The organism is Mesorhizobium sp. Z1-4 (assembly GCF_004000235.1).
Taxonomy (GTDB): domain Bacteria; phylum Pseudomonadota; class Alphaproteobacteria; order Rhizobiales; family Rhizobiaceae; genus RCIO01.
This window is the reverse complement of the sequence record NZ_RCIO01000003.1, coordinates 579,479-591,043: the sequence shown is the minus strand read 5'-3', so window position 1 is coordinate 591,043 and position 11,565 is coordinate 579,479. Positions and strand designations below refer to the sequence as shown.

Sequence of the window (11,565 nt, the reverse complement as noted above, 5' to 3'; positions counted from 1 at the left end):
GGGCAAGGTCAAGCCGTCAAGGCGCCGCTAGCTCCGATCCCGGAACCGGTTGGTGATCGGATAACGGCGGTCGCGGCCGAAGTTCTTTTTCGTGATCTTCACACCCGGTGCCGCCTGCCGGCGTTTGTATTCTGCGACATAAAGCAGGTGCTCGATCCTGTGCACGATCTCGCGGTCGTGACCGCGTCCGACAATCTCGTCGACGCCCATTTCCTTTTCCACGAGGCATTCCAGAATGTCGTCGAGCACCGGATATGGGGGGAGCGAGTCCTGGTCGGTCTGGTCGGGCCGAAGCTCGGCCGAAGGCGCCTTGTCGATGATGTTTTGCGGGATGACTTCGCCCGATGGCCCCAGCGCGCCCGGCGGCACCGTACCGTTGCGCCAGCGCGACAGCGCGTAGACCTGCATCTTGTAGAGGTCCTTGATCGGATTGAAGCCACCATTCATGTCGCCGTAAAGCGTGGCATAGCCGACCGACATTTCCGACTTGTTGCCGGTCGTCACCACCATCGAGCCGAATTTGTTGGAGATCGCCATCAGGATGGTGCCGCGTGCACGGCTCTGCAGGTTCTCTTCGGTGATGCCCTCATTGGTCCCTTCGAAGAGATCCGAAAGCGCGTTACCGAACCCTTCCACCGGTTCGAAGATCGGCACGGTGTCATAACGGCAGCCAAGCGCACGTGCGCATGCTTCGGCGTCCTTGAGTGAATCCTCCGACGTATAGCGATAGGGCATCATCACCGCCCTCACCCGCTCTTCGCCCAGCGCATCGACAGCAAGCGCCGCACAGATGGCCGAATCGATGCCGCCCGAAAGCCCGAGAACCACGTTCTTGAAGCCGTTCTTGTTCACATAATCGCGCAGACCGAACATGCAGGCGCGGTAATCCGCCTCTTCGGCTTCCGGTATCTGCGACATCGGGCCGGCGTCGCACACCCAAACGTCGTCTTTGCGCTTCCAGGTGGTAACGACGACGCTTTCTTCGAACTGGCTCATCTGGAAGGCCAGCGAATGATCGTGTTCGATGGCAAAGGACGCACCGTCGAACACGAGCTCGTCCTGCCCGCCAAGCTGGTTGGCGTAGATCAGCGGCAGGCCGCTTTCGATGACCTGCTTCAGCACGATCTGGTGTCGGATATCTACCTTGCCGCGGTAGTAAGGTGAGCCGTTGGGAACGAGCAGCATTTCGGCGCCGCTCTCGGCAAGCGTTTCGCAGACCGCCTCGTCGCCCCAGATATCCTCGCAGATTGGAATGCCAAGCCTGACGCCGCGGAAATTCACAGGCCCGGGCAAGTCGGGCGCGCGCGCGAAAACACGCTTCTCGTCGAACTCTCCGTAATTCGGCAGATCGACCTTGAAGCGCTCGCCGATCACCTTGCCACCGTCGGCTATGACAACGGCGTTGTGCACCCCGCTCTTGCGCTTCAGCGGCACACCCATGATGACGCCGGGCCCGCCATCCGCGGTGTCAGCGGCAAAGCCGTCCATCGCCTGCTCGCAAGCTGCAAGAAAGGCCGGTTTGAGCACCAGATCCTCCGGCGGATAGCCGGAAAGAAACAGCTCGGTGTAGAGGACGAGATCGGCACCGTGGCGAGCTGCATCCGCGCGCGCCTCGCGGGCCTTGGCCAGATTGCCGTTGATGTCGCCGACCGTCGGGTTGAGCTGGGCAATGGCGATGCGGAGAACGTCTGGTGCTTTCATGCCGGATCGTCTAGCGCGGGCTGTGCCGGGTGGCAATTGGGGCATGTGGTACGCCTATGAGGCCACTCACTCGCCATCATCCATGTAGGCCCGCAATTCCTCCGCCGTTCGGTTCGGTCCGGTCGACATCGCCAGAATGCGCGACAGATGCACGTAAGGCAGGCCGGTTTCGGCCGCCCAGACATTCAACTGGCCCTGGATTTTCTCGCGGTCCTTTTTCGACGTCGCCTTTTCGGAGATATCGAGCCCGGCATCGCGCAGTGCTGCCACCATGTCGGATGACACGATGTAGCTGTCCCAGCCCACCCAGCGCAGAAAATACTGCCCCGTATTGCCGCCCAGCCGGCTGCCATGTTTGCCGAGAAATTCGATCAGCCCCGCCTGATCGTCCGCCGGCCAGTCGGCCAGGAATTTTCCGAACGAGCCATGCTCGCCGGAGATACGATCGACAAAGGCCGCGTTCTCGCGCACCGATTTGATCTTCTGAGGGTTGCGCACGATGCGCTGGTCGGATGCGAGATCGTGCCAGAAATCCTCCGGCTGGAAGAGCAGCCGCTTCGGCTCGAAGCCGAGAAACGCTTCTTCGAAACCCGGCCATTTCTGCTCGATCACCCGCCACACGAAACCGGCCGCAAACACCCGCTCGGCCATGGTCGACAGGAACCGGTCATCCGGCACGTCGCTCAGCTTCTTGTTGTCGAGTGGCGGTGCAAGCAGCGACATCAGCACATCGTCGCCGCCTTTGCGCTCCGCGGCGCGTTTCCTGATCGTCTCGAAGCTCTTCATTGACGCCTCCATGCGACGCGATCTAGGCGCAGAAACGACCGCCCGGCAAGCTCATCCCTCGAACATGCTGTCACCGCGATCCAGGATGAGCGGAATAATGAGATCCTCTTCGTCATCGAGGTGCCGCGCCAGCATGTGGATGAGCCGCTCATTGGCAGAGCCATAAGCATCGGCTGCGAAACGCTGTCGGTCGATGGCTCCGTCAAGCGTCTGCAAGAACGCATTCGCGGTTTCGGCGTTCTGCACCAGCGCTTCGTGGATCAGATGATGATCGGCGTCCAGAATGTCGAAACCGTGCTTCAGCCGGCTTTCGGCGTGGACGAAGGCGGGGAAATAGACGTCGTCCTCGATGCGGTGGTGCCCGTCGAGGTTACTCAGAAAGAAGTTGAGCCGCGGCGCGAAGAACTGTGCGAATTCCTGCGGCGTCGTGCGTCCCTCGCGATATTCGACGATCGCATTTGTGAGCATAACGCCCAACTCGCGAAACATGTCGTGTCGCTGCAACCAGAACGACGCCATGCCTTCAAGGTTCGTATGCCCGACCCATTCTGAACGTGGAAAACGGTTTAGCAGAAACTTCAGATCGTCCGGCAGGCCATGTCGTTTCAAAAGCCCTTCACCATCGCGGTTCTTATCCGACAATGAAACGCTCCCACAGCGCCACCGCCCAGACTGCCGCTGCGATGATCATCGTCAGTGCCACGGCCAGAGACCCGCAATCCTTCGCAAGCCGGATATCGGCGTTGAACTCGCGCGAAAACGCATCGCAAGCCGCTTCGATCGCCGTGTTGAGTGCCTCCACGATCATCAGCGCCAGGATAACGCCGATTAGAAGCAGGTAGCCGCCAAGCGTGGGCGCTACAAACCACCCGACCGGCAAGGCAAGCGAAAGCGCGACGACCTCGCTTTTGAAGGCAGCCTCATCGCGCATGAGCACATGCAATGCGCGCAGTGAATTGCGCGTCGCGCTCACCAGCCGTTCCATCATCCACTCCCGTATTTCGACAGGTGCCTGTTTAGCGGATGAATGCCCGGTGCGTTAGCAATGACGCGCAAACAATCAATCATACTGCGGATATTGAGGCAGGCCGTCGTCGATAGAGTAATAGTCGCCCTTGTCGGCCACGAAAATATGATTTCCCCCGGCAAGTCCGGTTGGTCCATCGAGGCTGCCGGCAAGAATGGACGTGCGCTCGCTGTCATTGGCGCGCCAGAAGAGAGCCGAACCGCAGGTCTTGCAGAATGCTCGGCGCGCGGTGTCCGAAGCACTGTACCAGGTCAGGTGTTGTTCGCCCTCGACCGCCAGATCACTCGTTTGGCACTGTGTCGCCGCGTAAAAGTGGCCGCTTTGCTTGCGGCATTGGCTGCAATGGCAATAGCTCACGGGCCGCAAGGCACCGCTCACCCGATAGTGGACAGCGCCACAGTGGCAACTGCCCCGATATGGTTCGCTCATCCGGCTGCTCCGTCGCTTGGTCCCGAACGGTATGCCTGCATCCACGCGCAAACCAGTGATTATCGTTGTGCCAGCTCCGCCAACGGCAAGCCTTACGCCGCTTCCGGCCTGAACACTGACACGGTTCCACGGCCGGAAGACTTGGCGTCGTAGCAACTGCGGTCGGCCCTGGCGAGAATCTCGTCGACGGCGCCCGCGCCATGGTTGATGGGCGCGATGCCGATGCTTGCGCCAACGTTGAAACGCTGGACTTCCCACTCGAAATCGAGGCCGGCGATCGACGAAACGATATTTTCGGCATGGCGAACCGCAGTTTCGACATTGCAGTATTTCAGGATCAGCGCAAACTCGTCGCCGCCAAGCCGCGCAACGAAATCCGACCTGCGTACCGATTCAAGCAAGGCGCCCGAAATCTTCTTCAAGAGCGCATCGCCGGCACCATGTCCGGCCGTGTCGTTCACTTCCTTGAAGCGATCAAGATCGACGAACAGAAGCTGGTGTTCGATCTTCTCGTCCTTGCCCACCTCTTCGACCATTTCCCGCATTGTGGAATGGAAGTTCGCGCGGTTTGCGAGACCGGTGAGCGAGTCGTGGCTGGCCGCATATGCCAACTGACGCTGCAGCGTGCGCGCGTCCGTAACATCCTGGAAAACGATCACAGAACCGTTCATCACCTCGCCTTCGGTGATGATCGGCGAAACCACCTGCCGGATCGACGAACGCCTTCCATCCGGCCGCACTATGGCGGCACGATTGTGGGAGCGCGTACCTTCGGAGGCTTCCCCTCTCAATACGGAAATCTCCTCGTTGGTTTCTTCGTCACGCGGGCAATAGATCTGCGAAAGCGGTTTTCCGATGGAACTGTCGGCCGTGTGGCCTGTCAGCGCTTCGGCGGCAGCATTCACGAACGTGACCTTGCCTTCAGCGTCGGCGCAGATAACCGCATCGCCAATCGAGTGAAGCGTGACGCGCAGGCGCTCTTTTTCCGCCTTGAGGGCGGCGGCCGTCTCGGCCAGCCGGGATTGTGCCTTCTTCTGGGCGGTAATGTCGGTGTGGGTGCCGATCGCCCTCACAACCTGACCGTTTTCATCCCGCTCGACCGTCTTGCCGCGGTCGAGCACCCAGATCCAGCTACCGTCCTTGCAGCGCATGCGGAACTCTGCCTCGAAGAACGACGTACGCCCTTCAAGGAGTTGCTTGTCGAGCTGCAGCGCCCGCGGGCGGTCTTCGGGATGGATGAGCCTCAGCCACAAGTCCGGCTCGTTTCCGAGTTCGTCGGGCTCATAACCGAGCATCTCTTTCCACATAGGAGAATAATAGGTCTGACTGTCGCGCAGATTGAAATCCCAAACACCCTGGCGCGCACTGTTCAGTGCGAAATTCCAGCGGTTTTCGGCCTCCATCACTGCCTGCTGCGCCTTGATACGCTCATCGACATTGGCGAATTGCGCGACCGTGAAAGATGCTTTGCCGGTCGTGTCGTCAATTACGACCGAACAGGACAGGTCGATCCATATCGGCTGCCCATCCTTCGTCAGATACCTCTTTTCGAAACGGAACCTGTTCTCGCCACCATCGACGATATCGCGGACCATGCTGAGCCCGATATGCCTGTCGTCGGGATACGAAAGCTCGAAAAGGGTTTTGCCGACCAGTTCTTCGATTGAATAGCCCAGCATATCTGCAAGCGACTCGTTCGCCCGCGAAATCCTGCCATTGAGTTCGACAATTGCCATACCGACCGCGGAATCTTCCAAAGCGGCCCGAAACAGCGCTTCGCTCTTGATCAACTCACGCCTCTGAGAGCGCATGCGCCAGACCAGTAGCGATACAAAGATTGGGGTAATCAGAGCCGCTGAAAGCGGTATCTGAAACGCGCCGGGAAAGGCAATCAGGCCGTATTCAGACGCACGCGCAAGCCCAAAAGCAGCATCGAGGATGGCCACCATGCCGCAGATGGCTGCGAGAAGCGAAACCTCGATACGCCCCACAAACGGTGTTGTCGCCAGCAGATAAAGCCCGATAACGAAGAACGGATAGACTTGCAGCCACAATGCAAACGACGACGAAATCAGCGCGCCGGCGGCAGCAACGGTGAACATCATGAGGCGCCGCTGCGAAAATACCGCGTCACTGTGCCTGGAGCCGGCCAGGATGACCGGCGGGATGATGAGCGTTCCACCAAGTACTGCACCGCCAACCCAGGTAACAAAGGCAGCTTCCGCCGACCAACCCATGAAATAGGCGGTAAGCGGGGCTCCAATCAAAGCCGCCGCAACCGGCGCAACGCCGACGGCGACAACGAAATAGGCAATGAGCTGCGACGGTGTCTTCGGCTTGCTTGCATGTGGGCCGAGCCACCATGAGAGGAGCCCGACGGCCAGCCCGATTTCAAACAGGTTGATCGCACTCAGCAGCAAGGCCGGACCTGCCGGCTGCCCGAACATCAAGTTTACGCCGTAACTGGATACCGCGACTGCGCTCAGTGCGAAGCCAACCGGCAAGCGCATCGTCATTATCATGGCAATTGCCATGGCATTTGCCAGCCAAACAGCCGCGATGCCGTCGGCTCCGGCCTTCGAGATAAGAATGGAAATGCTCGCAACCGCGAAGTAGCTCGAGCCGAGCGTCAGCAGTGCGGCCGGGATATAGCCCTGTTTTCTACTCAGTATTTCCATTCGCGCACCATCCCAATCATGGAACGGTTATGCGCCTTGGACCTTAAAGACCGCTTTCCATGGTGGCAGCGCGGTCAGCAGGGTTAGCAGACGGTAAAAAACCCGGCAGCGCGGGCGGCTGCCGGGTCGATGCAACTTCGTGATCCGTCTCGCTGCGCGGCACTCAGCCGTTGGCCGCCTTCCTGCTTACGTCAGGCTGCTTCGTCTTGAGCAGGTCCGAGATCAGAAAAGCCAGTTCGAGCGCCTGATCGGAGTTCAGGCGTGGGTCGCAGTGCGTGTGGTAGCGGTCGTGCAGATCATCGGCGGAGATCGCACGCGCGCCGCCGGTGCACTCGGTGACGTTCTTGCCGGTCATCTCGACATGAATACCGCCCGGGTGCGTTCCTTCTGAACGATGTACATCAAAAAACGCCTGTACCTCTTTGAGAATACGATCAAAAGGCCGCGTCTTGTAGCTGTTCAGGGTGATTGTGTTGCCATGCATGGGATCGCAAGACCAGACGACCTTGCGGCCTTCCGCCTTCACAGCTCGAACGAGCCCCGGAAGATGCTCCCCGACCTTGTCGGCACCGAAGCGGGCGATCAGCGTCAGCCTGCCCGGCTCGTTCTCCGGATTGAGCAGGTCAATCAGCTCGATCAGACCTTCCGGCGTCATCGAGGGTCCGCATTTCAGGCCGAGCGGGTTCTTGATACCGCGGCAATACTCGACATGCGCATGATCTGGCTGGCGGGTTCGGTCGCCGATCCAGATCATATGGCCGGAGGTTGCGTACCAGTCGCCCGAGGTCGAATCGACACGGGTGAGCGCTTCTTCGTATCCAAGCAGAAGCGCTTCATGGCTGGTGTAGAAATCCGTCTCGCGCAGCGCAAAATTGGTGTCCGAGGTGATGCCCATGGCGCGCATGAACTCAACCGTCTCGGTGATACGGCTCGCCAGCGCCTCATAACGCTCGGACTGCGGGCTGTCGGAGACGAAACCGAGCATCCACCGATGTACGTTCTCGAGGCTTGCAAAACCGCCCTGCGCGAAAGCGCGCAAAAGATTAAGCGTAGCGGCGGACTGCCGGTACGCCATCTCCTGCCGCGCTGGATCCGGAATACGCGACTTTTCGTCGAAATCGATCCCGTTGATGATATCGCCGCGGTAGCTCGGCAGCGTCTTGCCGTCCTTTTCCTCATTGTCGGAAGACCGGGGTTTCGCAAACTGACCCGCGATGCGCCCGACTTTGACCACCGGTTGAGTGCCAGCAAAGGTCAATACGGCAGCCATCTGCAGGAAAACGCGGAAGAAGTCGCGAATATTGTCCGCGCCGTGTTCAGCGAAGCTCTCAGCGCAATCACCACCCTGGAGCAGAAAAGACTTGCCCTCCGCGACCGCGGCCAGCTGGCTTTTCAGCTTGCGCGCCTCACCTGCAAAAACGAGCGGCGGATAGCTTGCCAGGTGCTTTTCCGTTTCGACCAACGCATCCGGGTCCGGATAGACCGGTACCTGCTTGATCGGCATGCCGCGCCAGGAATTCGGAGACCACTTCTTCATATCGACACCATTACTCACTTTTTATCGCGGGCGGTAAACGGAAACCGCCCACGGAATGCGGCTCTATACAGGAAGCACTGCGGGCGTTCCAGACGCTAATCTGCCGAATTGGATCACGCGCTGTCGCGGAATTCGGCCCCGTTCCGGCCAAGCAGATCGTCAAAAAGCGATCGCTGAAACTCTGTCAGCTCAACGCTGCGCGGATAGCGCGGCGCTGCCCGGTCGCGCAGGACAGGAAAGTCGAAGCTTCCCGTCTCACGCACGAACCGGACCAAACCGGCTTCTCCGTGCTCGGCAAGGAAACCCTGCATCACCGCATCGAGATAGGATTGCAGGATCATCGTCGGTTGCGGGTGCTGCGGCAAATCGGTGTGTGCAACATATACATAGGCCTCGAAGTCCTGCGGCAGCGGGGCCTCCGTCTCGATCGCCCCGCGTCCGATTGTGACGCGACGGTAGCGGGCTTCGCGCGCGTCGACTGCGGCCAGGTTTTCCGCCCGGTCGAATAGCAGAAGCCCGTCGCACCCCGCGCCATCCGCCGCTTCCACCGTCAGCAATGCCGCGGGAAAGCCGGGCATGTCCGGCCGCGTGCGCCACAGCCGCCGCCAGCCATGAAGACGCGCGGGAACTGCTGAGACGATTTGGGTGCGCAAGGTCGCCCGGTTGACCAGCGAGCCGTAGCCGAAATAGGCCACGAGAGGCCCGTCCGGCACGCGCATTTCGATCGGTGGCTTCTCGTCCATCGCAGCCAAGCTAGCCCCTTGGCGGACACGCGCAAGCACCTGCCATAACGCAGCGCAGATGGATATTGACTTTGACGTTCACGTAAATGGTATGATTCTCATAGATACCGATCCCAGGGTTTTCGTATGCTCGATCAGCCGCAAAGGGCCGCCTCCGAACGCGAGGAAAGCGAAGCCGGTACCGAAATCATCGTGGAAGCGCCTGACGGCTTCCCTTTGGCCGCGACCATCTTCCAGGGCGCCGGCCACGGGCCTTTGGTTCTTGTTTCGGGGGCGACGGCGGTTCCGCGCGGGCTTTATGTGAATTTTGCCAAGGCATGCGTTGCGTCCGGCGCGCGGGCCGCAATGGTCTACGATTATCGCGGCGTTGGCGGTTCGAAGCGACCGCGCGAATGGCGCAAACGCCTCAATTATCGTGACTGGGCCCTGCTCGACCTTCCGGCGGCGGCGGCGAGGCTGGACGAAGTCGCCCCGGGACATCCAATGGTCGGTGTGGGCCAATCATTCGGCGGCCAGGCGCTCGGCTTGAGCGGCATAGCGGACCGCTTCGAACGCTACGGCATGGTCGCAACGATGTCCGGCTATCATGCATTGCTCGACGATCCGACAGTCTGGGCGCGCATGAACCTTATCGGCGTTCCGGTCTCTTACCTTTATTCCAGCATGCCGCGCTGGATGGCGCTTGGCGAGCCGATACCCTCCTCCTGTTTTCGCGACTGGGCCAGATGGTGCAGGCATCCGGAATATTTCTTCGGCGATCCGCAGGTTCCGGAAGTTTCGCGCATAGCGGCGGTGACAACGCCGATCCTAACCCTCGGTATGAGTGACGATCCGTGGGGAAATCCGCGCGCAACAGCCAAGCTCATGAGCTACTACAGCAATGCACCCGTCGAAACGCGATGGCTCGCGCCGCAAGACGGCGGAGCCGACAGGATCGGACACCTGGGCTTCTTTCGCTCGCGCTTTGCCGAAACGCTGTGGCCGCAATTCATCGCCTGGCTGCTCGAGGGCAAACAAATGACGATGGGCCAGGCTGGTTAGGCTGCTTGTTCAAGACCGCCATAGATGACGGACCATCATGTCGGTGAGCCTGCCCCGAGAAACGGCATCGTGGGCGGCAAACATTGGGCCTGAATTCACTTCCAGAAAACAGACTTCTCCATCCCGGGCGCGCGTCTTGAGGTCGAAGGCGCAAAAATCCATCCTCAGCATGTCCGATACCTTGCTTAGACCGTTCATCAGAGGACGGATGGAGCCTATGTCATCGAGCACGACCATGCGCGACGCAGGATCGACGCGATAGTCGAGAAATCGGCTTTCAAGCTTGAATGCCAGAAATTCTGTTCCAATCCGGTAGATTCTGTATTCCGGATAAGAAAGGCGCTCCTGAAGAAATGCCGGTAATGCAGTTCGCTCATCCTGCCAATCTGCGGCTTCAAGCGACTTTGCAGCATCATGGCAGTAGCCGCCACCGGCCACAGGTTTTGCGACGGCATCGGGATATCGTCCCAGAAACGCCTCAATGTGCGCTCGCGAATTCGACAATACGGTCTCGGGTACCTGTAGTCCGGCAGCGATAGCTATCGCCAGATCCCCTGGCTTGTTGCCTGCATCGGCCAGTTGACCGGAATTGAACGACCGAACTTCCGGCAAGGCAAGCAGCCCGGTGGCAAGTGCGAACCAAGCCGGCGATTTTGGCAAACCGGCCGTGATCTCCCCGTTCGGACTTGAAAAGACATCGTACCGACAGAAACCAGCAGAAACGATGAACTGCTGCCCATCCGCTTCGATCTCGCGCGAGCCGGGCCGAAAAAGGACCGCTGGTTCTGCGTCATGGTCATGCAGCAATTGTGCAACAGGAACTTCCGCGCGGATGCACGCCTCTCGCAGCGCGGCGAGCGAAGGGTCGCTCCGCCCGCCGGCCAGAAAAAAATGCCCCCGCATTGCCTAGCGGTTGCGGCGACCGAAGGGTCCGGGATCTACGTCGAAACCGGGATCGAAATCTTCCGCCACCGGACCGGTTCCGGGCCCCTCCACTCGCGGGTCGGACTCGCCAAAGAACGGCTTCGGCCCTTCTTCGCCGATGGCCAGCGTTTTCGGTCCTTCCTCGCCAAAGGCAAATGTAGTTGGCCAGTTTTCGCCGGTCGGCCAGCTTCTTCCCTCTTCTCCAACCCTGAGCGTGGTCGGGCCCTCCTCGCCGAACCGGAACGTCTTGGGAAACTCTTCCCCGATATGGAACGTTTTCGGCGTTTCTTCGCCAACTGCGAACGTAGTCAGGCCGGCGGCGGCCTCCGCGCCCGGCTGGGACTGCCCGCGGCCGCTAACGAGTGCCGTCATGTCGTTGCTGCGCGCATGAACCTTCACGCCAACGAGTCTGTCGACGTCCTTGTCGACCACGTAATCCGCAAAGACCGGGGTCAACACCTGTATGACAATGCCATCCGGCGGCTTACCAACGAGCTCGAGATCAAGAATACCGTCCGGCGACAGAACTTTCTCCAGCGGGGCAAGGTGTACATCCTTGTACCCGGGCGTACTCGCGGTTCCCGCTACCATGATAACTGCCTGCGGCGGGTTACTCTTCTGGACGATGATCTCGATATTGTCGACTGAGAGTATGCGTACTTGCTTTGCCATTTGAGGCTCCCATTGATGATTGAGCCC

Annotated in this window: 11 protein-coding genes; 1 reads left to right on the top strand and 10 read right to left on the bottom strand. The window is 59.9% G+C overall.

Annotated elements, in window-relative coordinates; translation table 11 throughout:
* Positions 1–27: 27 nt before the first annotated feature.
* From EP165_RS14285 to EP165_RS14250, 8 genes are all read right to left on the bottom strand, one after another.
* On the bottom strand, positions 28–1,701 hold the full coding sequence (locus tag EP165_RS14285) for an NAD+ synthase (RefSeq protein ID WP_127523468.1): 1,674 nt from the start codon (positions 1,699–1,701) through the stop codon (positions 28–30).
* A 66-nt stretch (positions 1,702–1,767) separates the two neighbouring features.
* Positions 1,768–2,487, bottom strand: a complete 720-nt coding sequence (locus tag EP165_RS14280; RefSeq protein ID WP_127523467.1) for a DNA-3-methyladenine glycosylase I — start codon at positions 2,485–2,487, stop codon at positions 1,768–1,770.
* 51 nt (positions 2,488–2,538) lie between these two features.
* Positions 2,539–3,129 (bottom strand): hemerythrin domain-containing protein, encoded by a 591-nt coding sequence (locus EP165_RS14275; protein ID WP_245440150.1) that lies wholly within the window; start codon positions 3,127–3,129, stop codon positions 2,539–2,541.
* Positions 3,119–3,472 (bottom strand): diacylglycerol kinase, encoded by a 354-nt coding sequence (locus EP165_RS14270; protein ID WP_127523466.1) that lies wholly within the window; start codon positions 3,470–3,472, stop codon positions 3,119–3,121. The genes EP165_RS14275 and EP165_RS14270 overlap by 11 nt, the downstream gene beginning before the upstream one ends.
* A gap of 75 nt (positions 3,473–3,547) precedes the next feature.
* Positions 3,548–3,943 carry a GFA family protein gene (locus tag EP165_RS14265; RefSeq protein WP_127523465.1) on the bottom strand — a complete coding sequence of 132 codons (396 nt, stop codon included), beginning with the start codon at positions 3,941–3,943 and terminating at the stop codon, positions 3,548–3,550.
* Between the two features lie 92 nt (positions 3,944–4,035).
* Positions 4,036–6,621, bottom strand: a complete 2,586-nt coding sequence (locus tag EP165_RS14260; protein WP_127523464.1) for a PAS domain S-box protein — start codon at positions 6,619–6,621, stop codon at positions 4,036–4,038.
* Positions 6,622–6,784: 163 nt separating this feature from the next.
* The gene (locus tag EP165_RS14255) at positions 6,785–8,158 is read right to left on the bottom strand and encodes a class II 3-deoxy-7-phosphoheptulonate synthase (protein ID WP_127523463.1); all 1,374 of its coding nucleotides are present in this window, start codon (positions 8,156–8,158) and stop codon (positions 6,785–6,787) included.
* Positions 8,159–8,271: 113 nt separating this feature from the next.
* The gene (locus tag EP165_RS14250; protein ID WP_245440149.1) at positions 8,272–8,901 is read right to left on the bottom strand and encodes a gamma-glutamylcyclotransferase family protein; all 630 of its coding nucleotides are present in this window, start codon (positions 8,899–8,901) and stop codon (positions 8,272–8,274) included.
* Positions 8,902–9,027: 126 nt separating this feature from the next.
* Between EP165_RS14250 and EP165_RS14245 the strand changes: the two genes are divergently transcribed.
* On the top strand, positions 9,028–9,942 hold the full coding sequence (locus EP165_RS14245; RefSeq protein ID WP_127523462.1) for an alpha/beta fold hydrolase: 915 nt from the start codon (positions 9,028–9,030) through the stop codon (positions 9,940–9,942).
* A gap of 9 nt (positions 9,943–9,951) precedes the next feature.
* Here the strand turns inward: EP165_RS14245 and EP165_RS14240 are convergent, their stop codons facing one another.
* Both EP165_RS14240 and EP165_RS14235 read right to left on the bottom strand, forming a co-directional pair.
* A complete protein-coding gene (locus EP165_RS14240; RefSeq protein ID WP_127523461.1) occupies positions 9,952–10,845 on the bottom strand; it encodes an ATP-grasp domain-containing protein in 894 nt (297 codons plus the stop codon).
* Between the two features lie 3 nt (positions 10,846–10,848).
* Positions 10,849–11,538, bottom strand: a complete 690-nt coding sequence (locus EP165_RS14235; protein WP_127523460.1) for a hypothetical protein — start codon at positions 11,536–11,538, stop codon at positions 10,849–10,851.
* Positions 11,539–11,565 lie beyond the last annotated feature (27 nt).

Excerpts from the sequence above, each read along its gene's own strand:
- EP165_RS14280 (WP_127523467.1), bottom strand. The coding sequence starts at position 2,487 with ATGAAGAGCTTCGAGACGATCAGGAAACGCGCCGCGGAGCGCAAAGGC.
- EP165_RS14270 (WP_127523466.1), bottom strand. The coding sequence starts at position 3,472 with ATGGAACGGCTGGTGAGCGCGACGCGCAATTCACTGCGCGCATTGCAT.
- EP165_RS14235 (WP_127523460.1), bottom strand. The coding sequence starts at position 11,538 with ATGGCAAAGCAAGTACGCATACTCTCAGTCGACAATATCGAGATCATC.
- EP165_RS14285 (WP_127523468.1), bottom strand. The coding sequence starts at position 1,701 with ATGAAAGCACCAGACGTTCTCCGCATCGCCATTGCCCAGCTCAACCCG.
- EP165_RS14245 (WP_127523462.1), top strand. The coding sequence starts at position 9,028 with ATGCTCGATCAGCCGCAAAGGGCCGCCTCCGAACGCGAGGAAAGCGAA.
- EP165_RS14240 (WP_127523461.1), bottom strand. The coding sequence starts at position 10,845 with ATGCGGGGGCATTTTTTTCTGGCCGGCGGGCGGAGCGACCCTTCGCTC.
- EP165_RS14265 (WP_127523465.1), bottom strand. The coding sequence starts at position 3,943 with ATGAGCGAACCATATCGGGGCAGTTGCCACTGTGGCGCTGTCCACTAT.
- EP165_RS14260 (WP_127523464.1), bottom strand. The coding sequence starts at position 6,621 with ATGGAAATACTGAGTAGAAAACAGGGCTATATCCCGGCCGCACTGCTG.
- EP165_RS14255 (WP_127523463.1), bottom strand. The coding sequence starts at position 8,158 with ATGAAGAAGTGGTCTCCGAATTCCTGGCGCGGCATGCCGATCAAGCAG.
- EP165_RS14250 (WP_245440149.1), bottom strand. The coding sequence starts at position 8,901 with ATGGACGAGAAGCCACCGATCGAAATGCGCGTGCCGGACGGGCCTCTC.